Source organism: Corynebacterium sp. UMB10321 (genome assembly GCF_030228725.1).
Classification (GTDB): domain Bacteria; phylum Actinomycetota; class Actinomycetes; order Mycobacteriales; family Mycobacteriaceae; genus Corynebacterium; species Corynebacterium pseudogenitalium.
Window position 1 is genome coordinate 43301 of sequence record NZ_JASOZC010000006.1, and the last position, 23229, is coordinate 66529.

Consider the following 23229-nt stretch of genomic DNA (forward strand, 5'->3'; position numbering starts at 1 on the left):
GAGTATTTCTTAATCGTTTTCTTTGCGTATTACGTTACATCGCCTAAAACGCCAGGCAGTGAGTGGAATGCGGTAGTGTCGAACGGCAGAAAACGGTCAACCAATGGCAATATAAGGCGCAATGTCGAAGAAAACAAGACCTCAATCATCACCGGTGGACCGCTCCTCGCGGGGCAGCGGTCGCGGTTTCCTGAGTAATGCACGGCGCGGTGCGAAGTGGGCGTCGAAAAGAAAGCCTGATGCCGACACCGTTCCGCCGGAGGAGCGCACCTGGAAGACGCGTATTCGGACGTACCTCCCTTATATAGGTATCCCGACGCTCGATGTCATCCTTGGCATCGTTGCAGTCTGCGCCGCGACGCTCCTGATTGGTGGATGGAAGACTGCGTACCTGCCCGCCGCAATCGGGCAAACATGGTTTGCCCTTCACGGCGTATCCCTCACGATCGACGGGGTGTACTTGTCTCAGGTGCCGCTGCTTCCAGCCATTGGGATCGTGGCCCTCATGGCGTGGCGAGTACGTGCCGCAACTGCGAAGCAGGTCAGCATCTTGGATCTCGCGGTGATCGCTGGGCTGGTGATTGTGCTGCCGCTACTCGCAAGCGCGATGGCGCTGTTCATGGTGTCTGACGCCTCCGCAGTCTTCGCGATAGAGCCACCACCCGCATGGCAAGCGCTAGTGCTACCGCCTTGCATCCATCTCATCGGCTTCCTCTTTGGCATTCGACATGTGCTCTGGCAGGCCCTCGCCACCACGGTCCGTGTGCCGGTGGTGGCCGTCGATACGGCCCGCGCTGCGAGCCTGCTTCTCCTCTTTCTATGCGCGGGGTGCGGACTTGTGCTGCTCCTCGTGCTCGCCGCGCGCTACCCAAGCATTGGCGAAGCCTACGCGGCATACCCCAACTCCGGGTGGGGGAGCGCCATCATGCTGCTCGTCCTGAGCATCTTGTACCTTCCGAATGCTGTCGTGGGCACGCTCGCAGTGCTTCTCGGCGGTTCCTTCCACGTCGGCAGAGGGGAAGTGTCGCTTTTCGACGTCCTCTCCGTCCCCTTACCCCCGTTCCCACTCTTCGCGGCAATCCCTGCGACAGTCGCGCCGTGGGCAGCCGTCCTCCTCGCCGTGCCCGTGACCATCCTGTGCGCGTTCTTCGTGCGGCGGACGTCAACGATGGTAGAAGTCGCCGCCATTGGCTCGTGGAGTGCAGCGATGTTCGCCGTCTGCCTCCTACTCGCGCGTGGGCACGCGGGGGCGTACGGCGTCGTTGGCGCTGACCTAGCTTCCGCAGTGCTTTTCCTCTTTATATGGACCGTCGGCGTGGGCGGATTGGTGTGGCTTGTGCGCTTTGTGAGAACTTTCTTGAACCGCTCACACGCGGAAGAAGAATGACTACACTGATGAACCGTGAGTGCTGATAAAGCTTTATCTGTGGCCGTCCTTGTTTCTGGTACTGGAACGCTCTTGCGGGCGATTATGGACTACCAGGACGCCCACCCTTGTGCATACCGTGTTGACCTAGTTGTTGCGGACCAAGTGTGTCCGGCAATCGAGAGGGCGAAGAACGCAGGCATCCCGACTGCAATCGTAGAAATGGAAAAGGACCGCGACGCGTGGAATGCCCACCTTGCGGAAACCGTCTCTAGTTGCAGCCCGGACCTTGTTGTTTCCGCAGGGTTTATGCGCATTTTGGGGCGCCCATTCTTGGATGTCTACGAAGGTAAAACAATTAACACTCACCCTTCGCTCTTGCCTGCTTTCCCAGGAGCGCACGCGGTGTGCGACGCCCTCGCTTACGGCGTCAAGGTCACCGGCTGCACCGTCCACTTTGTCGACGACGGGATGGACACAGGCCGCATCATTGCGCAGCGCCCCGTGCTGGTGCAGCCAGGGGATACGGAGTCCTCGCTGCACGAACGGATTAAGCAAGAAGAGCGCCGTCAGGTTACTGAGCTACTAGCTACTGCTTCGATACATGAAGGAAAGGTCACTTTCGAATGAACAACGAACGCACACCTATTCGTCGAGCGCTCGTGAGCGTGTACGACAAGACCGATCTTGAGCCGCTTGCCAAGGCGCTCCACTCGGCCGGTGTGGAAATTGTCTCTACTGGTTCGACTGCTAAAAAGATCGCCGCAAGCGGTGTGCCCGTCACCGAAGTATCGGAAGTCACCGGATTTCCAGAGGTACTTGAAGGCCGCGTGAAGACGCTGCATCCACACGTGCACGCAGGCATCCTGGCAGACCTCCGCAAGGATAGCCACAAGCAACAGCTCGAGGAACTCGGAGTTGCACCGTTCGAGCTCGTTGTGGTCAACCTGTACCCATTCGAGGAAACGGTTGCGTCCGGCGCGGAGTTCGATGAATGCGTCGAGCAGATCGACATCGGCGGTCCTTCCATGGTCCGCGCAGCAGCGAAGAACCATCCATCCGTGGCGATCCTGACCTCCCCGGACCAGTACCAGCTGGCGCAAGAAGTAGTCGAGCAGGGTGGATTCACCCTCGAGCAGCGTCGCGGACTGGCGGCTGCAGCGTTCGCGCACACCGCAGAGTACGACGCCGCCGTTGCAGACTGGTTTGCGGAGCAGCTCGGCGACGACGAGGACGGTGCGCTGCGCTACGGTGAGAACCCGCACCAGGCGGCAAGCGTCATCAACGAGGGCTGGGGCCTTGCCGACGCCACTCAGTACGGCGGCAAGGAAATGAGCTACAACAACTACCAGGATGCCGACGCCGCGTGGCGCGCAGCCTGGGACCACGAAGAACCGTGCGTCGCAATCATCAAGCACGCCAATCCGTGCGGCGTCGCAGTATCTGAGGTGTCCATCGCTGACGCGCACCGAAAGGCGCACGCCTGCGATCCTGTATCTGCGTACGGCGGCGTCATTGCGACGAACCGCGAGGTCACGCTCGAGCTTGCCGAGCAGGTCAAGCCAATCTTTACCGAGGTCATCATCGCGCCTTCCTACGCGCCGGATGCGCTCGAGCTGCTGCAGACCAAGAAGAACCTTCGCATCCTCGAAGTGGAGCCAGGCCAAGACACCGAAGAGATCAAGCAGATTTCCGGCGGCTTCCTTCTCCAGGAGCGCGACGCGTTCCAGGCCGAGGGCGATAACCCAGAAAACTGGAAGCTAGTGGCAGGCGAAGCCGTCGACGACGCAACCATGTCGGACCTCGTGTTCGCGTGGCGTGCAGTACGCTGCGTGAAGTCGAACGCAATCCTCGTTGCGCACGACGGCGCTACCGTCGGCATCGGCATGGGGCAGGTCAACCGCGTCGATTCCGCGAAGCTGGCCGTCGACCGCGCTAACTCGCTCGACGAGGGCCGCAACCGTACCAACGGTGCCGTCGCCGCCTCCGACGCGTTCTTCCCATTCGCAGATGGATTCCAGATCCTCGCGGACGCCGGAGTGCGTGCCGTCGTGCAGCCTGGTGGTTCCATCCGCGACGAGGAAGTCATTAAGGCCGCAGAAGACGCTGGCGTCGCAATGTACGTGACCGGTACGCGCCACTTTGCGCACTAGTATCGCCTAACCCGAGACATACTGAAGGCCCCCCACGGTCGTGGGGGGCCTTTTGTCGTGCCGCGTGTCAGCTTCAACAGGGCATGAAAAAACTCCCGCGCCTGGAGACCAGGGGCGGGAGTTCGTCGAAAGACTCTACGCTGTTATCGTCAACCGAACTTTAGCGGCTGGTGAACGGCAGAAGAGCCATCTCGCGTGCGTTCTTCACCGCAGTAGCAACTTCACGCTGCTGCTGTGGGGAAAGACCGGTAACACGGCGGGAACGGATCTTGTGACGATCAGAGATGAACAGACGAAGGGTGTCGAGGTCCTTGTAGTCGACCTTCTCGATGCCCTTGGCCTTCAACGGGTTCTTCTTCGGGCGGCGGGACTGCTCCATGCGCGCCTTGCGATGGTTATTATTGCGCTTCATTGGTCATCCTCCTTACCACGAAGACTTACGGACGCCAGGCAGCTCACCGCGGTGAGCCATCTCGCGCATACGGACACGGGAAATACCGAACTTACGGAGGTAACCACGTGGGCGACCATCGCGGGAGTCGCGGTTGCGCACGCGAACAGGGGAGGCGTCGCGAGGCTGGCGGTTCAGCTCAAACTGAGCGTCCAGACGGTCCTCGTCAGAGGTCTCCGGGTTGCGGATGATTGCCTTCAGCTCGTTACGACGCTCAGCGTAGCGAGCGACGATCTCCTTGCGCTTTTCGTTCTTGGCGATCTTGGACTTTTTAGCCATAACTTATCGCTCCTCGCGGAATTCGACGTGCTTGCGAACAACCGGATCGTACTTCTTCAGAGAGATGCGATCTGGGTTGTTGCGCTTGTTCTTACGGGTTACATAGGTGAAACCTGTGCCCGCAGTGCTCTTCAGCTTGATGATCGGGCGAATATCGTTGCGTGCCATTAGATCTTCTCACCTCGTGCACGGATCTTAGCTACGACGGACTCAATTCCGTCGCGGTCGATGACCTTCAGACCCTTCGTGGAAACGGTCAGGGTGATGGTACGGCCCTCGGAGGGCAGGTAGAACCGGCGCTTCTGTACGTTGGGGTTCCAACGACGCGAGTGGCGGCGGTGCGAGTGGGAGACGGTCTTGCCGAACTGTGGCTTCCGTCCCGTGACCTGGCAATGTGCCGACATGGGTTGACTTCTTTCTCTTCTGCCGCCCACGCACTGATCACTGAAAAGTTAGATACGGAAATGCGGAGTGAGGGTCCGCGACAAAGTATCTGAGTAATCGGTTGACGTAGGCGTATACGTGTACTTCGACAACAGCGAGAGTCAACAATACACGTCCAGCAAGGAAATGCATAATTCTATTTCGCACACCTACCGGTTGTTTGTCGGTGGCGTTGGTGGAACTTGATTATGTAAAACCGGATTCACCCTGTAATATGTGCAAAGTTGTCCAGTGAACAGCTGGGCGGACATGAATCATTCGCACCCAACTCAGGCACGATCCCCAAGTGGGGAACCGACCTGAAGTATCAATCCTGAGGGAGACGAACTCACATATGAAAAAGGATATCCATCCGGATTACCACCCGGTAATCTTCCAGGACGCGAACACGGGCCACAAGTTCCTGACGCGCTCCACCAAGACCTCCGACCGCACCGATACCTGGGAAGACGGCAACGAGTACCCGCTCATCGTCGTTGATGTGACCGCTGAGTCCCACCCGTTCTGGACCGGCGCACAGCGTCTCATGGACACCGCTGGCCGCGTTGAGAAGTTCAACCAGCGCTTCGGCGGTATGGCTCGCCGCAAGAAGAAGACCGCAAAATAGGGCGTAAGGAGAAACAACAATGGCAACCCCTAAGTTTAAGAAGTCCCGCGCGAACACCCGTATGCGTCGTTCGCAGTGGAAGGCTGACAATGCGCCGCTGATCACCGCGAAGGTTGACGGCCAGGAAGTACGTATCCCACGTCGCCTGCTCAAGGCTGCACAGGCTGGCTTGATTGACGTCGAGCAGTTCTAAAAGCGCCTTACTATAAGCGTTCGCCGGGCCCAACGGGCCCGGCTTTTTCATGTATCTGACAGTCCGGTGTTAAAAGTCTCTCAGATAGGCAATAATGGGCGTATGAAGATTCTTGTTGCCGATGATGAGCAAGCCGTTCGTGAATCCCTGCGGCGTTCCCTTCGCTTCAACGGGTATGATGTACTGCTTGCTTCCGACGGCGAGGAGGCGCTCGATGTCATCCGTGACGAACAGCCCGATCTGACGATTCTGGACGTGATGATGCCGAAGATCGATGGGCTCGACGTGTGCCGCACATTGCGCTCCTCGGGATACGACCGTCCTGTGTTGATGCTGACAGCGCGAGATGGAGTCGCGGACCGTGTAGCGGGCTTGGATGCCGGCGCTGATGACTATCTGCCGAAGCCTTTCGCGCTTGAGGAGCTGTTGGCACGCGTACGCTCGCTGCTGCGCCGCGCTCAGGCAGACGCCATCCAGTCGCAGTCTGCTCCGAAAACAAAGTACGAGTTTGAGGACTTGTCTGTAGAGACCGATACCCGCGACGTCTTCCGCGGCGACCGCGCTATTTCCTTGACCCGTACCGAGTTCGCGCTCCTTCTCGTTTTGATTGAGAACCCGCGCAAGGTGCTGTCGCGCCAGCAGATTCTTGAAGAGGTGTGGGGATACGACTTCCCGACGTCCGGCAACGCCTTGGAGGTCTACATCGGGTACCTCCGTAAGAAAACTGAGGCGGGCGGGGAGCCTCGCCTGATCCATACGGTCCGTGGGGTTGGCTACGTGCTTCGGGAGACTGCACTGTGATTTTGCGCCAGTCGGCGGATCACTTTGAGCGCACTACGGGCATGTCCCTTGAGGGGGTGGATCGCCAAGTGTCGGCAGCCGAGCAGGATCAGGAACCCCCGCGTCCGAACCTGCCGACGATCCTGTTCGATACCTATATTCGTGGTGCGTACCTCGGGTCGGAGATGACGCTTCGCCAGCAGCTTGCGGTGCTGACAGGCGTGCTCGTGGCCCTTACGATTTTGGTCACGGCATCGGTGAGCTACTGGGCGTCGTCGACGTCGATTATCGGCATGATGGACAACGATCTGCGCACGCAGGGCGCGATGCTCGCGTACGACTCGCAGGAAATGTCCAGCGATGAGGAGCTGGCGGCTGAGGTCGAGACTTTTCGACGCCGCAACCCTCACATCCTCGCCACGGCTTCACGCGCGGAGTCGAACCGGTTCGTGGGAGATGAAATTCCCGTGGGTGGGGACTTTGCTCGAATGAACTACGGAGCGGACGTCTCCGCACGCACCCTGCACGGTAACCGTGTGCTGGTTACAAGGCTGGATGATGGAACAGTCGTGGCCCTGTCGAAGGCGGTCGACCCGACGCGTCAGCTGCAGCGCAGTATTGCCGCGGCGCTGTTGGTGCTGCTCAGCTTGGGCTGGATAGTGTCGACGCTGGTGGCGTTCCTGGTTTCGAGTTCCGGTATGCGCCCGCTGCGTAAATTGCACCTTGCGCTGAAGGAAGTGACCAGGACGAAGGAGCTGAAGCCGCTTCCGGTGCAGGGCCATGATGAGATGGCGCGTATTACGAACGCGTTTAATGACATGATGGCTTCGCTGCAGGATTCGCGCACCAGGCAGGCACAGCTTGTTGCCGACGCCGGCCACGAGCTGAAAACGCCGCTGACCTCCATGCGTACCAATATTGAGCTGCTCATGATGATGTACTCCGCTGATCGGCAGGATCAGATTAGTGCGGAGGACCGCGCCGATCTTGAGCGGGATGTGCTGGCGCAGATGACAGAAATGTCGACGCTGATCGGAGACCTGGTGGATCTCGCGCGGGAGGATTCCTCGAACGTTGAGTTTGAGGAGATCCGCCTGGATGTGATCCTGGAGGAGGCTGTGCGGCGTGTTGAGCGTCGTCGGCCTGACGTTACGTTCCAGTTCAACGCTGACCCGTGGCTGATTATGGGTGATCGGTTCGCGATGGGCCGCGCTCCGCTAAACCTGATCGACAACGCGGCCAAGTGGTCGCCAGAAGGCGGAACGGTAAGGATTTCGTTGAAGGCAGCGAAGAAGTACGCAGTGTTGGTTGTCGACGATTCCGGCCCGGGCATTGCTCCGGAGGAGCGTGAGCGGGTTTTTGAACGCTTCTACCGTTCGGCGGAGTCGCGTTCGATGCCTGGTTCGGGCTTGGGGCTTGCAATCGTCAAGCAGGTGATGGACCGGCATGGTGCCCGGATCTTCGTGGAGGAGTCGGATGACCACGGGGCGCGCTTCCGTGTGGTCTTCCCGGGGAAGGCTCCGGATGCTGATGAGGATTTTTATCTGGAAGAAGAAGGCATCGAAATTCCGCGATTGCCGAACAAATCCCAGCTCAGCTAACACAGTGAACATTCAGGAAACATTGCGAGAGAACGAGTTTACTTTTTAGTGCTACCACAGTGGCGTCGTGCATACTACTGCACATGACGAACCCGTATTCACCACAATCAAATACGCCACAACAAAACCCGTACGAGGCCTCCTATCCACAGGAGGCCTCCCCGGAAACCGCATTCGTGCAGTCTGCACCGCAGCAAAAGCAGCGGCGTGGGCTGGGGGCGGCTACAGTGGCGTGCTCCGTAGTGCTTTCGCTGTTGGCCGGCGCCGGCGCCGGGTACGCAGTCGTCGCTGCGAACGATAACGGCGAACAGCAGCACTACAACGCACTTGAGAACCCGAGCCTCGCATCGCCAGAGACTGCGCCTGATGGCTCCGTTGAGCAGGTTGCGGCCGCAGTGCTGCCTTCGGTTGTATCCATCACTGTGGCGACGCCGAATGGTATCGCGGAAGGGTCGGGGTCGATTATTTCCTCCGACGGCTACATTTTGACGAACCACCACGTGATCGGCGCTGCGGCGACCGAACGGTCCGAGATTCAGGTGGTGTTCAACGACGGTTCGAAGCACTCGGCTACGTTTGTAGCGTCGGACGTCAACACTGATATTGGCGTGCTGAAGGTTGATGGCGTCGAAAATCTCCCTGTGCTTGACTTCGGCAACTCGGACGAGCTGAAGGTTGGCCAGCAGGTTGTCGCAGTTGGTTCCCCACTTGGGCTCTCGGCGACGGTAACCAGTGGCATCATCTCCGCGAAGAACCGCCCGGTGCGTGCGGCCCAGGGCGGTGGGGAGAGCTCGTTGATGGACGGGCTGCAGACAGACGCTGCGATTAACCCTGGTAACTCGGGTGGTCCGCTCGTGGATATGCAGGGGCACCTGATCGGGATGAACTCGGCTATTGCTTCGCTCTCGGCGGGCGGCTTTGGTGGCGAGCAGTCGTCGGGCTCGATTGGTCTCGGGTTCGCGATTCCGTCGAATTTTGCCAAGCGTGTCGCGCAGCAGCTCATTGAAACCGGCAAGGCGTCGCAGCCGATGTTGGGCGTCCGCGTTTCGATTCGCGGCACTCGTATCGACGGCGCCGTGGTCGCCGGAGTTGAGCCTGGTAGTCCAGCAGAAAAGGCCGGTATCCGAGAAGGTGATGTGATTACCAAGCTGGACGGTCGGCTGATTGACTCAGCGGATGCGTTGATTGCGGCGACGCGGTCGAAGGACTTCGGGCAGGTCGTTCAGCTTGAAGTCTTGCGGGAGGGAGAAGAAGCTCCTCATTCCGTAGATGTAACCCTGAGCAACGGGTAAGTTTTGAAGCAAACAATGAAAATGAAACTGTGCGATTTCGCAACGACACGACAGGAGACCTGGCATGCCAACGACAGAAGTATTGCTTGACACGGTTGGGGAGCCCGACGAAGCATCGCTGAAGGCCGCAGAGCTCGCCGAGCAGACTCCGACGCCTCCTGCGGCCATCGCAGTGCTGGTTGGGGACCGCCGATACAGCTCAGAAGGGGATACCACGGGTGACATGCTCGTCGAGTTGCTCAGCGAGTTCGGGTTTACCGTTGACGCGGTGGTGCACGTCAATTCGAGCGAGGCGGAGATCCGCAAAGCGATCGAAACCGGTGTCGTTGGTGGGGTTGACCTGGTGCTGACCGTCGGTGGCACTGGCGTCGGGCCACGTGATACGGCGCCAGAGGCGACGAAGGCCGTGATCGACAAGAACGTGCCCGGTGTAGCACAGGCGGTTCGTTCGTCGGGCCAGGCGTGTGGAGCGGTGGATGCCTGCACGTCGCGCGGTGTGTGTGGCGTCTCTGGTTCGACCGTCGTGGTAAACCTCGCCGCAAGCCGCCAAGCGATACGCGACGGCGTATCGACGATCGCACCACTAGTCCAGCACCTGATCGGCGAGCTGAATACCTACTCCGTACAGGCGTAATCAGGAACGATGGCGAGCATGAAAAAGCCGCGCCACCAGCGGAGGCGCGTGGAGCGACGGTCGGAAGCAGAATACGACCGTAGTCCTGAACGCACGCAACTATTTGGTGACGCGGCTTCTGGGCGGACGGGCTATGATGCCGGGCGCAGCGTCGATATCGACGGCGACGGCGAGCCAGAACTCACAGGCAAAGCCTTTTATGAGTACGAGCGACCACCCCATTACGGAGAATAGCAGTACTACTGCTGCGCGGGCTTCTCGGAGAGCAGGTCGCGGATTTCGGTGAGCAGCTCGGTCTCGGTCGGAGCCGGGGCGTCTGGCTGGATGCCGCGCTTATGCTTCTGCATCTCGTCGAGCTTGTTCATCGGAGCGACGATCACGAAGTAGACGACTGCCGCGATCAGCAGGAAGTTAATCGCTGCAGTGATCAGCGCGCCGAAGTCGAGGAAAGTTGCGTCGTTGCCGGAAATGATGTGGAAGCCAAGGCCGGAGTAATCAGCGCCACCGACGGAAGCGATCAGCGGGTTGATGATGTTGTCGGAGAAAGCGGTAACAACTGCGGTGAACGCAGCACCAATAACAACACCGACTGCGAGGTCAATAACGTTGCCGCGCAGAATAAAGTTCTTAAAGCCCTCAAGCATTAGGGTCTCCTTTGTAAGGTTTGGATTTGGACCTAAAAACTATAGGCAACAAACTATCGTGTGGTCAATACAACTGTTAACGGGTCCGTCAGTGATGCGGCCGCAACGTTGGCTGCATCGACACTGCGCAGCAGTACCAGGATTGACCCCTCCTCGTTCGTCGTGACCACCCTTCCGCCACGCGCAATAACTCGCGGGCCTGGCGCGACCACGTCTACGCCGGCGCCGTGATGCAGCATCGGGATGAGTTCCGGTTCCGCGAGCGTGACCGGAACCATGGTGAAGTCGTGCGGGTCGTCATCGCTTTCGATCAGCGAAGCTTTAAGGTCCGGTCCGACAAGACGGGTGTTGGTAACTACTTCGTTCGCGGATGCACCAGCCGCGAGGACCTGTCCGACGGCGAGGTCTGTACTGCCCAAGGCGTTCGCGGGAACAACAGAGGGCGGCAGCCTGCGAAGCTCCACGTCCGCCGTGGTGAGCACTGTGCCGGCCTCAACGTCGCGGGCGAAGACAACAGCGGGTGGGTCGGCGGAGCGGGCGTCGAAAAGTATGCTTGCGCCTGCTACCAGCAGCAACACTACTGCGATCGTGCGGCGCACTGTGACGGTGCGGTGGTAACCGGGCATGCGGAGGTCGCGAAGGAATGAGGCGGGCTTCATGCGTCTTTAGACGCGGGTGTGGCCCGGAAGGTTCCTTAGAGTGGGAAAAATCCGCGGTCTGTCACGATTGCATCGACGGGCACATCGTGAGGTTGCGCTGGCAGCGTGTCGACGACCTCTTCGTCAAACACCACCGCAACAATAGGGATGCGGTGGTCGCGGACCTGCTCAAGCGCCCGGTCGTAATAGCCGGCGCCCTTACCCAAACGTTGCCCGCGGCGGTCCACAGCGAGCGCCGGGATCACCAGCGCAGCGCAACCTTTGAGCACCTCGCTTGAGAACCGGGAACCGACTGGCTCCGCGATGCCAAGCGCGCCCGGCTGCTGTTCTTCGGTGCACGCGGCCCATTGCAACACACCGCCAGGAAGCGAAATTGGCAGCCACACCGTTCTTGCGTGTTGGGCGAGCTGCAGCGGGTAGTCAGCTGCAGCGGGTTCCGTGCGCAACGGGTGGTAGGCGCTGATTTCACTGCCCACGGCGCCGAAGTGATCGAGAGCCTTGAGCGTGTGCTGGAGGATGCTGGCGTCGCGTTGACGCTTTTCGTCGGGTTTGCTGGCGAGGTGGCGTCGAAAAGTAGTGTGTGCTTCGCGGATAGTTTGCTTGGTGTGCAAGTGGGGGAGCCTCCTCACGAGTCGGAAACGATAGTCGGGCCATACAGAGGTAAAGTAGATCTTTATGCGGAAGTCTAATGAAGAAACCTCCCAGCAGCCTGCGTCGCGTGGCGTGAAGACCGTCGTGGTGCCGGCAGCTGGCATGGGTACACGGTTTTTGCCAGCTACGAAGACTGTTCCTAAGGAACTCCTGCCCGTGGTGGATACACCCGGTATCGAGCTGATTGCCGAGGAAGCGGCAGAGCTCGGCGCTCGCCGATTGGTGATCGTGACAGCTCCGGCAAAAGAAGAAATCATGCGCCACTTCGGCGAGTTCGAACTGCTGCGCGAGACCCTCGCGGCGCGCGGGAAAGACGACCAAGTGAAGAAGGTCGCCCGCGCCGCGGACCTTATTAATGCAGTCGCCGTGACGCAGGAGAAGCCGTTGGGCCTTGGCCACGCGGTGAGCTGCGCGGAATCTGCCCTCGACGAAAACGAGGACGTTGTCGCCGTCATGCTGCCAGATGACCTTGTGCTTCCCACCGGCGTGATGGAGAAAATGGTGCGCACCCGCGAGAAGCTCGGCGGCTCCGTGCTGTGTGCGTTCAACGTGACGCCGGAGGAAGTCTTTAACTACGGCGTGTTTGATGTCGAAGACGTCGACGAGACTATTGAGGGCGTCGAGGTCAAGCGCGTGAAGGGCATGGTGGAAAAGCCAGCCGTGGAAGACGCGCCGTCGACGCTCGTGGCCACCGGACGCTACCTGCTTGACCGGGCAGTTTTTGATGCGCTGCGTCGCATCACGCCGGGCAAGGGCGGGGAGCTGCAACTGACCGATGCGATCGAGCTGATGATCCAGGAAGGTCATCCAGTGCACATCGTGGTGCACCACGGCAAGCGCCACGATTTGGGCAACCCGGGCGGCTACATTCCCGCTAATGTGGACTTTGGTTTGCACGACCCGAAGTACGGACCTGCACTGTACACGGCACTCAAGCAGATCATGAACGACTTTGAGGCCGAACACCCCGAACTCACGGGTGATGAACAACGCTAACGAAGGCGTAGAAAGAGGCGTGGCTGATGCGCGGTGTTGATGAGCAGCTTGCCATAATTGGCGACGCAATCCGGACCCCCGAGCCGATCCGAGTGGGGATCGACGACGCGCTGGGGCTGATGTGCGCCGAGGAAGTCGTAGCGACACGCGCGCTGCCCGGCTTTTCGCAAGCAGCCATCGACGGCTACGCCGTCCGCGCGGTCGACGTCGGAGGATCCGCAGGCCTGCGGGTGAAGCCGCGCCAGGCGGAAGAAGACGGCGAGCCGGAGCGCGATTCGCGCCCACGCACCAACGCCGATCGTGCTCTACCCGTGGTGGGGGAGGTTCCCGCCGGTTCCCAGAAGCCGTTGCGCCTGCAGCCACGCCAAGCGGTGCGGGTTGCAACAGGTGCCCCGCTTCCCACACTTGCCGACGCCGTGTTGCCACTGGAATGGAGCGACCGGGGCACCAAGCGGGTTACGCCGCAACGCCCAGTTGCAAGTGGCGAGTTCGTACGCAAGCCGGGGGCTGATATCCAGCCAGGCGACATCGCAGTGCGCCCCCGCACGGTCCTCGGACCTGCACAAATTGGGCTGCTAGCCGCTGCTGGGCGCACAAAAGTACTGGTGTATCCCCGGCCGAGGGTCACCGTGCTGAGTTTCGGCATGGAACTCGTTGACATCGAACGAGAGCCAGGCTTGGGCCAAGTTATCGACGTCGCCTCCTACGTCGTTTCCGCTGCCGCCGAAGAAGCGGGTGCAGATGTACACCGTGCCGGCATCATGAACGCTGAACCGCGGAAAATGCGGGAAATCCTGGCTGGCTACATTGGGCGCAGCGAGATGATAGTGATCACCGGCGCGGTTGGTGGTTCAGGCGCGCAGACACTCCAAGAAGTGCTGCATGACCTCGGGGAAATCGACACCACTCGAGTGGCCATGCACCCCGGGTCCGTCCAGGGTTTCGGCACGCTGGGTGAGGAACATGTGCCGGTCTTCCTGCTGCCGTCCAATCCGACGGCCGCGCTCGTGATCGCCGAAACCATCGTGCGACCGGCAATCCGCCAAGCGCTGGGCAAGCAGTCTTGGCAGCGCCCGGTGGTTCGCGCACGCTCGATGCGGGCAATTACCTCGCAGCTGGGGCGGCGTGGTTACATCCGTGCACGCCTCATGCGAGACACGGAGACCGGCGACTACTTAGTCGAAGGCCTCGGCGGTGCCGGTGGCGAAACCTCCCACCTCTTCGCAGGCTTCGCGGAAGCCAACGCCATGATTCGCCTGCCGGAGTCCACCGCGGAGATCCGCCCAGGCGACGTGGTGGACGTCGAATTCCTCCAGCAGCGGGGATAGACGTTGGGCCTGCTGCGAAGGATTGAAACTTGGCTGCACGGACCCACACCTGGTTGGCCCGAACGCACCCCGTTCGTCAGACTTCCGAGTGGAGAAACCGTCACGCTGCGGCCCCTGCGCTTGCAGGATGGCGGGGAATGGTGCCGTACCCGCCTGCTCGACCAGCAGTGGTTGCAGCCGGTAGAACCAACGATCCATTCCACATGGGAAGCTGCTCACACCAAGAGCGCTTGGGCGGGGCAGTGGACGATGCTCAAAGAAATGGCTGCAGATGGCACCGTCGTACCGATGGTGATAGAGGTCGACGGCCACTTTGCCGGCCAACTGACCCTCGGCGGTATTCAGCGCGGAACCGTCGACGAGTGCTGGATCGGCTACTGGGTGCACAGCCCGTATCAAGGGCGCGGCGTCGCCACGGCCGCGTGCGCCTTGGGCGTTGACCACACCTTTGCGCGGGTGGGCCTGCACCGCGTGACTGCGACGTACCTTCCAGACAACCCGGCCAGCGGCCACGTCCTGCAGACCGTGGGTTTCCGCGAAGAAGGATTCATGCGGGGAAACATTCATATCGACGGCCGTTGGCGCGACCACTACTTCGTCGCAATGACCGAAGATGACTACCCGACCACGGCCGTAGACAGGCTGCGGCGTTCCGGCCGAATTCGATGACGCGGCCCCGGCGTGGCTCGGGCCGGAAGAGCGGATTGCTCGCTACCGTTAAAGGTCAGTTTCGAGGGTAGTTTTAGGAAGGTGGCTTCGCTGTATGGGTAGCCCGAGCTTGATCATTATCTTGATGATCGTCGTGTGGGTCATCGTGCTGGCACCACTCGTATTTGGCAACAACAAACCAATTCGCCGCTCCGGCGAAGGGTACGACGAGACGAGGGTCCTGCACACCGGTGGTACGGAACCCATGGAGGTTCGTCGCCGCCCACGCGTGACCGCTGCGGACGTGCACCTGCACGACGAAGACACTGCGGACGTGGAACTCGTCGAAGCCGTCGAACACGAGCCAGCTGCCAGCGAAGTGCTCATCGATGACAGTGCGGTCATCCGAAACTTCTTCTCGAAGAACCAGGAAGACGCTGGCTCCGAAGAAGATACCGACTCAAACGTTATTGAGGGAGAGGTCATCGAAGCGGAGCCAGTCGAGGATGCGGCAGTTGAAGCAGAGTCCGCTGAGGCTGAGACTGAGTCCGCCGATGAAGTGGATGAGGCTTCAGACGATTCTTCAGACGACGCCGATGCGGTAGCACTCGAGACTGCGGAGGATCCGGAGGCCTCGGTAGCAGAAGCCGAAAGCATCCCCGACTCGTACTACTCCGCAGCTGACTTCGGATACGACACTGGCGTGACGGCAGAGATGGACGCCGAAGAGCTCACTGCCGAGGAAACCGAGGACGAGCAGGACGCTCCAGATGAAGAGGTCGCAGTCACCGACGAAGATCTCGCGTTTGCAGAGGCCCGCCGCGGCCGTGGCGGCTGGGACCCAGACCGTGCACGCCGGGCACGCGAAGACCGCTTTATGCGCCGTCAGCGCACCTTCCTGGGCCTCATCATCGCCTGCGTGGTCACGTTTGTGATCGCGTTCGTCGCAGGCGGCTGGACATGGATCCTGCCTGCGGCCTCCGTCGCCCTGACCACCTGGTTCATGGTTGTGCTGCGCAGCGTCGTCCGTCAGGAGCGTGCGCTGCATCGCCGCCGCATGCGCCAGCTGCGCCGCGCGCGCCTCGGCGTCGCCACTGCAGATTCGACGCACCCCAGGCAGGAGTGGCCGCGTCGATACGGAGAATCCGTAGCCCTCGACCTTGACGACGCCCACCCCGACTTCACCGACCTCCCCGAAGCATCCTCCGCAATCTTCGAGGACCACACGGATTCCCCCCACTACCCATACGGCGAGGACGACAACCGCGCCCCACGGGCGAGCTAAATCGCCTGGGTAACCGGACGATTTAGCATCAGCGGAGAAGAGGAGTAACGTTTTCTCCAGCGAGGGGCTATAGCTCAGTTGGTAGAGCGTCGCGTTCGCAATGCGAAGGTCAGGGGTTCGATTCCCCTTAGCTCCACAGTTCCGTAAAACCCCAGGTCGTTGGTGGCCTGGGGTTTTGTTGTGTTTGTGCTGGCTCCAAATTCCGGGTTTTTCGGCAAGCGGGCTGGCAAAAGCCCAGGTCGCATGATTGGGCTAGTGGATTGCGGTGCCCAGCCAACGTTCAGGAACGCTTAGAACAGAGCAACCAACGTCGCTAGAGTGCTACAGGAGTGCTACACGCAAGACAGCCGAAGAAAAGGAGAACCTCGTGGCTACAGAACGGATCCGCCGAGCAGTACTGGTGGTTGCGCTGCTGAACTTGGCGTACTTCTTCGTTGAGTTTGTGGCGGCTGTCTCGATTGGGTCGGCGTCGTTGTTTGCGGACTCGGCGGACTTCCTGGAGGATACAGCGATTAACTTCCTGGTGTTCTTCGCGGTCGCTTGGCCGGCATCGCGGCGTCGTACGGCGGGCAGTGTGTTGGCGGCGTTGATTCTGATTCCGGCGGTCGCGGCGGTGGTGACCGTTGTTGCGAAGGTGCTGGACCCGGAGCCGCCATCGCCGGAGGGCCTTACGGGGGTCGCGGTTGGTGCGCTCGTGGTGAATGTCGTGTGCGCGGTGATCCTGCTCAAGCTGCGTGACCAGGGATCCTCCTTGGCGAAGGGGGCATGGCTCGCAGCGCGCAACGACGCACTGGCGAACCTGCTCATCATTGCGGCCGGGTTACTGACGTTCGTGTGGTCCACCGCTTGGTTCGACATCATCGTTGGCGCCATCATCGCAGCGGTGAACTTCTCAGCTGCGAAGGAAGTCTGGGAGGCGTCCCGCGAGGAGTACGACTCGGTGGAGGAAGCCTTCGCAGAGATGGATGACGACTAGCTCCACACCCCGGAGGCTCCTCGCCGGTGCGTGCCGACCAAGTTCGTGTCGATGATGCCGGTCGATTCCATGAGCGCGTACATCGTGACGGGGCCGACGAAGGTGAAGCCACGCTTCTTCAGATCGCGCGCGAGGCGGCGTGACTCCTCAGACTGCGTTGGAACCTCCTCCATTGTGCGGGGTGCAGGTGTGGTTTCTGGCTGGTAGGACCAGATAAAGGTTGCAAGATCCGTGCCGGATTCCCGCAACTCGCGGGTGGCGGACGCGTTGGTGAGCACCGCCTGGAGTTTGCGCCGGTTGCGGATCAGGGAGGCGTCGTCAAGAAGATGCTCGATTGAGTCCATCCGTGCGAGGGCGTCGGGGTCGAATCCGTAGAAGGCTTCGCGTAGGGCGTCGCGCTTTTGCAGAATGAGCTTCCACGACAATCCGACTTGGAACCCCTCGAGACAGAGGCGCTCGAACATTCCGGCCTCGTCGCGGATGGGCATGCCCCATTCGGTGTCGTAGTAGTGGCGCAGGAGCGGATCGTGTGCGGCCCAGGGTGGGCGGCTGAGTCCGTCGTCGCCGGTGATTGGGAATTGTTGCTTCGTTTCTTTATCCATACGTAGTTTGACGTTTTTCTGTCTAGTTCGGTTCCTTGAGTACTCTAGTGTGCATGAACAGGCCAGCAGTTCGAGATTTTGCGCTCTTAGTCATCCGCGCGGTGCTCGGGATCGTGTTTGTTGCGCGTGGGTACCAGCGCTGGTTTGAGCTGGGAATGCGGCGCACTGCGGAGGACTTTGCGGCGATTGGGGTGCCTCAGCCGACGCTGTCGGCGTACCTGGCGGGATTCGTTGAGCTGGTTGGGGGAGCGTTCCTCGTCATTGGTCTGCTGACTACGATCGTCGCGTCGGTACTTGCATTATTGGCGGTGGCGGCAACCTACTTCGTGCATTTGAGCAACGGTTTCTTCGTTGCCGATGGCGGTATTGAATACACGATGGTGCTCGCCGCGGCGTTGTTCGTGGTCATCGTGTTCGGGCCGGGGCGCGCAAGCTTGGACGGGGTGCTCACACGTGATTAGCCATGACGAGATTCAGGCCTGCCTGTCCGCGCGGCTCGACGGGGAGCAACCATCGCTTGACGACGCCATCGTGGACGCCCACCTGGCGCAGTGCGAGGAGTGCGCCGCGTTTTGGGAGCAGGCGCTTTCCTTGTCGCAGACGGTGCGCTTTGCAGAGGTTGACGGCAATGTGGCTCCTCCGAGCGACCTCGCTGACGCGATCCTCGCCGGGGTCAACGACCCGTGGCACGCGATGATGCAGCGCCGACAAGTCAACGTGATGATTGGCAGAGCCGCGCTGTGTGCGATCGCGGTGTGCTGGATTGTGTGGGCCATCGTTGGGGTCGTCGGTGTGGGCGAGGCGTTGGCGCAGACTCCCGAGGTCGCCGCAGCCACGCTGATGGGGGTTGCGGTCCGCTTCGGCGTGGGCCTGTCGTTGGGGCTCGCGTCCTGGAAGCCTGCCCAGATCCCCGGCATCGTGTTGATCGTGGGGACGATGTTCACGTTTACCCTGGGGTTTGCGGTGCTTGATGCTGTGCAGCGTATCGGAGCAGTGGCACCGATGACGGTCATCGCTCCGGGAATCGCGTTGTTGGCGCTCGCCTGGACGTGGATCGCGGACAAAGGCGTGGCCATGCGCCGCGCGTGGCACTTGCTCAACGCAGACCCGACCGGCCTCTAGCGAACTATTTCCAGCTCGGGAACCACATGAGGGACTCGTAGTAGCCGTCGGTGACTCGAAGGCCGTACAGGATCGGACCCCAGTAGACGAAGCTTGCCGCCACAACGGCGAGGTAGACAATCACGATGATTTGGCCGGTGCGAATCGGGGCGCCGGTCAGCTTCACCAGCCACTTAGGTTCCCGTAGCGTGCCTTTCTTCGCGATGTTTCCGAGCGCCAGCGCGAGCAGCACTGCGGTAAACGGAATGAGCGCGGTGGCGTAGAAGAAGTACATCTGGCGGTCGAACGCCGCAAGCCACGGCAGGAAGCCTGCGGCAAAGCCGATGACTGGCACGATGACGCGGAAGTCGCGTCGGGTAATCCAGACCCACGCTGCCCACAGCAACACGGGGATGGTGAGCCACCAGATCGCCGGGGTGCCGAACAGTGAAATCATTTCGCGGCAGGTGTTGCCGTCGCCGCACTCGATGTCGGTGGAGGAGTAGTAGAGGATCGGGCGTGCTGCGACGAGCCACGCCCACGGCTTGGAGTCCCATGGGTGCGAGTGCCCGCTAGAGCTCGTGAGGGAGCCGTGGAACTCGAGCACGGAGAAGTGGTAATACAGCCATCCAGCAGCGGCATCCGGCAGGTTGGCGAGCCACGGCCAGTCAGAACCTGCGATCGTGCCGTCCGCCAGGGAGTGGCGGTACACAGAAGTCTCAGAGGCGAACCATGCGCGCCACGACCAGATATAGAGGAGTGCGGGCAACAGCACGATCGAGGCGAGTGCAGAGGGCACGTCGCGCACCAGTGCGCCAGCCAGCGGCTTCTCGACGCCATAACGCTTTCGCAGCCACAGATCCCAAAACGCAGACATCAGGCCGTAGAACGCGATGTAATACAACCCCGACCACTTCACGCCCAGGGCGAGTCCGAGCAACACACCGGTAGCGAAGCGCCACCAGCGGAACCCGAGGCGCGGCCCGTACGGACCCGAGGACTGCACAGCACCTGACAGCCAGGCGTCGTGCCAACGCTGGTGTACCTGGCGCATGTCACCTGCGAGCGTCCACGCGGCGGCGACGATGAACAGCACCTGGAAGATGTCCAGCATGCCGAATTTGGCTGCGACCAGCAACACGCCGTCGAAAAGCGCGATGACGCCTGCGATGGCTGCGATCGACGTCGACTGGCTCACGCGTCGGGCGAGCAGGAACGTGAACACGATTACTGCGGTACCAAAGAGCGCTGTCATGATGCGCCAACCCATCGGGGTGTAGCCGAAGACGGTTTCACCAAGCGCGAGGAGCTGCTTGCCCAGCGGCGGGTGCACCACCAGCCCATAACCGGGGTTGGACTCGATGCCGCCCAGCACTGGGTTAAAGGAGCTGCGCACCATGTCCCAGCCCTGCGGCACGTAGTGCTTCTCATCGAAGACCGGGGTGCCAGAAGACGTCGGCTGCACCAGCCCGAGGAAGCGCGTGAACAGCGCGAGGACCGTCAGTACCGTCAGCGTCACGGTGTCCCTGCGATGCCATGGCACACTGACTGGTGCTCCCGGCTGGGGCCTGCCAGGCTTCATCAACGCGGGCGTTGGCGACGCTTCACTCTGGACGGTATCGATGGGCGCATTGGTATTCACGTGAATGGATACTACTGTGTTCGCCGCATTATCTGTAGCTGCACCTAGTATCTAATGCATGGATAGTGCAGACACTCAAGCGACGTTGCAACACCAGTTTCCAACACGTGGGGTAGTGCTGGCCGCTACGCCGCTCGGCAATATTGATGACGCCTCGCAGCGGCTTCAGCACGCACTCGCGAACGCAGACGTGATTGCGGCGGAGGATACGCGGCGCACCCGCGCGCTAGCGGCAGCCTTGGGGGTGGAACCGCGTGGGAAGATCATCTCGAATTTTGACCACAACGAAGAGCAGCGGCGGGACGAGTTGCTCGTGGCTGCTCGCAATGGCGTTGTGCTCGTGGTGACCGACGCCGGCATGCCGATTGTGTCCGACCCTGGCCTTTCACTCGTTGCAGCGGCACACGACGCCGGCGTCCCCGTGACTTGCCTGCCTGGCCCCTCTGCTGTCACGACGGCGCTTGCGCTCTCAGGCTTGCATGTAGGGCACTTCATCTTCGATGGCTTTGCTCCACGCAAGGCAGGCGCGCGGGAAGCCTGGCTCAAGGAGCTTGTGCACCAACCGCGCGCCGTGTGCTTCTTCGAATCACCGCACCGACTGGCACAGACGCTTGCCGACGCCGCTTCGGTCCTCGGCCGCGATCGACGTGCAGCGGTGTGCCGCGAACTGACAAAAACGTACGAAGAAGTAAAGCGCGCGACACTTGGTGAACTCGCCGAGTGGGCCAAGGACGGAGTGAGGGGAGAAGTCACCGTTGTCATCGAGGGCGGTGACGCCGCAACAGCGGAGCCCGAAGACCTTGTGGAACTCGTCTTAGAGCTGGTAAGCGGGGGTATGCGGATGAAGGATGCAGTGAAGACTATCGCGAAGCAGCACGGGGTGAAATCGGGCGAATTATATGACCTCGCTCAGGAAGCTCGCAGCGCGGAATAGTCAGACTTTTTGGCTGAAAATGGGCACTACGTGGACGAATTGGATTAGATATAGCAGCCGAATTCAGTTAACCTGCTAAAGCTTTCTTATTTTCTATGGAATTGAGGAGAATTTTTCATGTCTCAGGGAGACCTGACCCAGGATCCGCATGATCCTGATGCAGAAACTCGGAGTACTGAACAGATAAATTCCGATGAAACCGAAATTGCCGCACCGTCTGCGACGAGCGAGCTTGCCGAGCTCATCGTTGCAGAGCGGCGCGGGGAGCGTAAAGAATCGGTCGACGCAGAGGAGCAGGTTGAGCTTGCTGCGGAGGACGAGAACGCGAAGATTGACTGGAGCATCGTTGTTCCGCTTCTCGTCGTGGTGGCGGCCGTCGTCGCTTGGGGCCTGTTAGCAACAGATAGTTTCTCGCGCTTTGCTGATACGTCCTTCAGCTGGGTGATTAACAACCTTGGCTGGGCGTTCGTGCTCTTCGGCACGATTTTTGTGTTCTTTGTCTTGGTAATCGCGTTTTCGAACTTCGGTACGATCCGCCTGGGCAAGTCGGACGAACAACCGGAGTTTAGAACGTCGTCATGGATTGCGATGATGTTCGCGGCAGGCATGGGCATTGGTCTGATGTTCTACGGTGCGTCTGAGCCGCTGGCGATGTACCGCGATGGTGTCCCTGGCCACCAGCCACACGAAGTGGGCACTGCGCTCGCGCAGACAATGTTCCACTGGAGCCTGCACCCATGGGCGATTTACGCGATCTTGGGCCTTGCGATCGCGTACTCGACGTTCCGCCTCGGCCGCAAGCAACTGCTCTCTAGCGCCTTCATCCCGCTGATTGGTGAAAAGGGCGTGAACGGTTTCTGGGGCAAGCTCATTGATGGTTTTGCAATTTTTGCAACGATTTTCGGTACCGCATGTTCGCTGGGCTTGGGCGCGATGCAGATTAGCTCGGGCCTGAACGCTTCCGGCTTTGTGGATTCGCCGTCGACGAAGCTGACGGTCGGCATCGTGTCCGTCCTGACTCTTGCATTCCTGCTGTCCGCGATGTCGGGCGTCGGCAAGGGAATCCAGTGGCTGTCGAACTTCAATATGGCGATTGCTGCGTTGCTGGCTATTTTCGTGTTCGTTTTCGGCCCAACCGTCAGCACCCTGAACTTCTTGCCGACGGGCGTCGGCGCATACCTGTCCCAGTTTTTTGAGATGGCTGGCCGTACCGCTGAGAACCAGAACGGTGAAGCAGGAGACTTCCTGTCCGGTTGGACCATCTTCTACTGGGCATGGTGGATCTCCTGGTCACCATTCGTTGGCACCTTCCTGGCACGAATTTCCCGTGGCCGCACGATTCGCGAGTTCTGCCTTGGCGTCATGCTGATTCCAGCAGGCCTGTCCACCGTCTGGTTCGCCATCTTTGGCGGCACCGCGATCAAGTTCGAGCAGGACGGTCGTTCCATTTACGGCGAGGGTACCTCGGAAGAGCAGCTCTTCAACCTGCTGCACCAGCTGCCTGGTGGCTTCTACATTGGTATTTTCGCGGTGATCCTGCTGGGTACGTTCTTCATCACCTCGGCTGACTCGGCTTCGACCGTGATGGCGTCTATGTCGCAGAACGGTAAATCGGATGCGAACCCATGGATCGCAGCTGTCTGGGGCCTTGGCACCGCGTTCGTTGGCCTGACGCTGCTGATCGCTGGCGGCTCTGACGCACTGGGCGCGCTGCAGTCTGTGACGATTGTTGCGGCAACCCCGTTCTTGCTCATCCTGATCTTGCTGATGTTCGCGATTGTGAAGGACGTGTCCAACGACACTATTTACCTGGACAAGAAGGAACAGGATCGCTTCAACCGCCAGTTGGCTATTGAACGCCGTATGCACCGCGACCAGCTCGAGCTTGATAGGAAGAAGGAGCAGGTCAAGCGCATGTTGCGTCCGCGTAACTAAGCTCTGACATCCTGCGGTGAATACCGCT

At 60.5% G+C, this 23229-nt stretch carries 28 protein-coding genes and 1 tRNA gene; 20 read left to right on the plus strand and 9 right to left on the minus strand.

The genetic code is table 11. From position 1 onward, the window contains the following. Positions 1 to 121: 121 nt before the first annotated feature. From QP752_RS07095 to purH, 3 genes are read left to right on the plus strand one after another with little or no spacing between them, the layout of a single operon-like run. Complete coding sequence (locus tag QP752_RS07095; RefSeq protein WP_284805084.1) at positions 122 to 1387, plus strand: DUF6350 family protein; 1266 nt, start codon at positions 122 to 124, stop codon at positions 1385 to 1387. A 15-nt stretch (positions 1388 to 1402) separates the two neighbouring features. Then, the gene (purN, locus tag QP752_RS07100; RefSeq protein WP_284805085.1) at positions 1403 to 1996 is read left to right on the plus strand and encodes a phosphoribosylglycinamide formyltransferase; all 594 of its coding nucleotides are present in this window, start codon (positions 1403 to 1405) and stop codon (positions 1994 to 1996) included. Further along, complete coding sequence (purH, locus tag QP752_RS07105) at positions 1993 to 3519, plus strand: bifunctional phosphoribosylaminoimidazolecarboxamide formyltransferase/IMP cyclohydrolase (RefSeq protein WP_284805086.1); 1527 nt, start codon at positions 1993 to 1995, stop codon at positions 3517 to 3519. Before purN ends, purH begins: the two co-directional genes overlap by 4 nt. Positions 3520 to 3679: 160 nt before the next feature. Here purH and rpsR read toward each other — a convergent pair whose 3' ends face one another. The 4 genes from rpsR to rpmB are packed head-to-tail and all read right to left on the minus strand — an operon-like array spanning position 3680 to position 4653. Next, positions 3680 to 3931, minus strand: coding sequence for a 30S ribosomal protein S18 (gene rpsR, locus QP752_RS07110; protein ID WP_070362830.1), 252 nt, complete (start codon positions 3929 to 3931; stop codon positions 3680 to 3682). Between the two features lie 12 nt (positions 3932 to 3943). Further along, complete coding sequence (gene rpsN, locus QP752_RS07115; protein ID WP_070362829.1) at positions 3944 to 4249, minus strand: 30S ribosomal protein S14; 306 nt, start codon at positions 4247 to 4249, stop codon at positions 3944 to 3946. Between the two features lie 3 nt (positions 4250 to 4252). Continuing rightward, positions 4253 to 4417: a 50S ribosomal protein L33 gene (gene rpmG / locus QP752_RS07120; RefSeq protein WP_070362828.1), complete on the minus strand. Its 165-nt coding sequence runs from the start codon at positions 4415 to 4417 to the stop codon at positions 4253 to 4255. Further along, a complete protein-coding gene (gene rpmB, locus QP752_RS07125; protein WP_070362827.1) occupies positions 4417 to 4653 on the minus strand; it encodes a 50S ribosomal protein L28 in 237 nt (78 codons plus the stop codon). Before rpmB ends, rpmG begins: the two co-directional genes overlap by 1 nt. A 374-nt stretch (positions 4654 to 5027) precedes the next feature. On the opposite strand from rpmB, the gene QP752_RS07130 reads away from it, so the two are divergent. From QP752_RS07130 to QP752_RS07160, 7 genes are all read left to right on the plus strand, one after another. Further along, positions 5028 to 5300, plus strand: coding sequence for a type B 50S ribosomal protein L31 (locus QP752_RS07130; protein ID WP_038589209.1), 273 nt, complete (start codon positions 5028 to 5030; stop codon positions 5298 to 5300). 19 nt (positions 5301 to 5319) lie between these two features. Then, on the plus strand, positions 5320 to 5493 hold the full coding sequence (rpmF, locus tag QP752_RS07135; protein ID WP_070362826.1) for a 50S ribosomal protein L32: 174 nt from the start codon (positions 5320 to 5322) through the stop codon (positions 5491 to 5493). Positions 5494 to 5595: 102 nt separating this feature from the next. Further along, the gene (locus QP752_RS07140) at positions 5596 to 6294 is read left to right on the plus strand and encodes a response regulator transcription factor (protein WP_070362825.1); all 699 of its coding nucleotides are present in this window, start codon (positions 5596 to 5598) and stop codon (positions 6292 to 6294) included. Further along, entirely contained in the window at positions 6291 to 7874 is a 1584-nt protein-coding gene (locus tag QP752_RS07145) for a HAMP domain-containing sensor histidine kinase (protein ID WP_071573787.1), read from the plus strand. The genes QP752_RS07140 and QP752_RS07145 overlap by 4 nt, the downstream gene beginning before the upstream one ends. An 83-nt stretch (positions 7875 to 7957) precedes the next feature. After that, positions 7958 to 9166, plus strand: a complete 1209-nt coding sequence (locus tag QP752_RS07150; protein WP_083290956.1) for a S1C family serine protease — start codon at positions 7958 to 7960, stop codon at positions 9164 to 9166. Between the two features lie 64 nt (positions 9167 to 9230). After that, entirely contained in the window at positions 9231 to 9800 is a 570-nt protein-coding gene (locus QP752_RS07155; protein WP_070362823.1) for a molybdenum cofactor biosynthesis protein B, read from the plus strand. A 48-nt stretch (positions 9801 to 9848) separates the two neighbouring features. Continuing rightward, entirely contained in the window at positions 9849 to 10034 is a 186-nt protein-coding gene (locus QP752_RS07160) for a hypothetical protein (protein ID WP_141742264.1), read from the plus strand. 5 nt (positions 10035 to 10039) lie between these two features. Here QP752_RS07160 and mscL read toward each other — a convergent pair whose 3' ends face one another. From mscL to QP752_RS07175, 3 genes are read right to left on the minus strand one after another with little or no spacing between them, the layout of a single operon-like run. Further along, entirely contained in the window at positions 10040 to 10444 is a 405-nt protein-coding gene (gene mscL / locus QP752_RS07165) for a large-conductance mechanosensitive channel protein MscL (RefSeq protein ID WP_070362822.1), read from the minus strand. Between the two features lie 53 nt (positions 10445 to 10497). After that, positions 10498 to 11103 carry an SAF domain-containing protein gene (locus QP752_RS07170; RefSeq protein ID WP_070362821.1) on the minus strand — a complete coding sequence of 202 codons (606 nt, stop codon included), beginning with the start codon at positions 11101 to 11103 and terminating at the stop codon, positions 10498 to 10500. A gap of 35 nt (positions 11104 to 11138) precedes the next feature. Further along, the gene (locus tag QP752_RS07175; RefSeq protein ID WP_070976122.1) at positions 11139 to 11714 is read right to left on the minus strand and encodes a 5-formyltetrahydrofolate cyclo-ligase; all 576 of its coding nucleotides are present in this window, start codon (positions 11712 to 11714) and stop codon (positions 11139 to 11141) included. Between the two features lie 64 nt (positions 11715 to 11778). Between QP752_RS07175 and QP752_RS07180 the strand changes: the two genes are divergently transcribed. The 6 genes from QP752_RS07180 to QP752_RS07205 all read left to right on the plus strand — a co-directional run bounded on the left by QP752_RS07180 (position 11779) and on the right by QP752_RS07205 (position 16987). Beyond that, complete coding sequence (locus QP752_RS07180) at positions 11779 to 12750, plus strand: UTP--glucose-1-phosphate uridylyltransferase (protein WP_070976124.1); 972 nt, start codon at positions 11779 to 11781, stop codon at positions 12748 to 12750. A gap of 26 nt (positions 12751 to 12776) precedes the next feature. Continuing rightward, complete coding sequence (gene glp, locus QP752_RS07185) at positions 12777 to 14078, plus strand: gephyrin-like molybdotransferase Glp (RefSeq protein ID WP_284805094.1); 1302 nt, start codon at positions 12777 to 12779, stop codon at positions 14076 to 14078. Between the two features lie 3 nt (positions 14079 to 14081). After that, a complete protein-coding gene (locus QP752_RS07190; RefSeq protein WP_336621661.1) occupies positions 14082 to 14747 on the plus strand; it encodes a GNAT family protein in 666 nt (221 codons plus the stop codon). 94 nt (positions 14748 to 14841) lie between these two features. After that, positions 14842 to 16011 carry a gephyrin-like molybdotransferase receptor GlpR gene (glpR, locus tag QP752_RS07195; protein ID WP_256041774.1) on the plus strand — a complete coding sequence of 390 codons (1170 nt, stop codon included), beginning with the start codon at positions 14842 to 14844 and terminating at the stop codon, positions 16009 to 16011. Between the two features lie 63 nt (positions 16012 to 16074). Next, positions 16075 to 16147, plus strand: a tRNA-Ala gene (locus tag QP752_RS07200). Between the two features lie 231 nt (positions 16148 to 16378). Further along, positions 16379 to 16987, plus strand: a complete 609-nt coding sequence (locus QP752_RS07205) for a cation transporter (protein WP_284805097.1) — start codon at positions 16379 to 16381, stop codon at positions 16985 to 16987. Here the strand turns inward: QP752_RS07205 and QP752_RS07210 are convergent. Then, the gene (locus tag QP752_RS07210) at positions 16984 to 17589 is read right to left on the minus strand and encodes a DNA-3-methyladenine glycosylase I (RefSeq protein WP_070976131.1); all 606 of its coding nucleotides are present in this window, start codon (positions 17587 to 17589) and stop codon (positions 16984 to 16986) included. The two genes, QP752_RS07205 and QP752_RS07210, sit on opposite strands and share 4 nt — an antisense overlap. 53 nt (positions 17590 to 17642) lie before the next feature. On the opposite strand from QP752_RS07210, the gene QP752_RS07215 reads away from it, so the two are divergent. Continuing rightward, on the plus strand, positions 17643 to 18050 hold the full coding sequence (locus tag QP752_RS07215) for a DoxX family protein (protein WP_284805100.1): 408 nt from the start codon (positions 17643 to 17645) through the stop codon (positions 18048 to 18050). Continuing rightward, complete coding sequence (locus QP752_RS07220; protein WP_070479267.1) at positions 18043 to 18711, plus strand: zf-HC2 domain-containing protein; 669 nt, start codon at positions 18043 to 18045, stop codon at positions 18709 to 18711. The genes QP752_RS07215 and QP752_RS07220 overlap by 8 nt, the downstream gene beginning before the upstream one ends. A gap of 4 nt (positions 18712 to 18715) precedes the next feature. Here QP752_RS07220 and QP752_RS07225 read toward each other — a convergent pair whose 3' ends face one another. Next, on the minus strand, positions 18716 to 20272 hold the full coding sequence (locus QP752_RS07225; protein WP_070479350.1) for a dolichyl-phosphate-mannose--protein mannosyltransferase: 1557 nt from the start codon (positions 20270 to 20272) through the stop codon (positions 18716 to 18718). Between the two features lie 118 nt (positions 20273 to 20390). On the opposite strand from QP752_RS07225, the gene rsmI reads away from it, so the two are divergent. Beyond that, positions 20391 to 21266, plus strand: coding sequence for a 16S rRNA (cytidine(1402)-2'-O)-methyltransferase (gene rsmI, locus QP752_RS07230; RefSeq protein WP_070479269.1), 876 nt, complete (start codon positions 20391 to 20393; stop codon positions 21264 to 21266). 117 nt (positions 21267 to 21383) lie between these two features. Then, positions 21384 to 23201: a BCCT family transporter gene (locus QP752_RS07235; protein WP_083290957.1), complete on the plus strand. Its 1818-nt coding sequence runs from the start codon at positions 21384 to 21386 to the stop codon at positions 23199 to 23201. Positions 23202 to 23229: the final 28 nt, after the last annotated feature.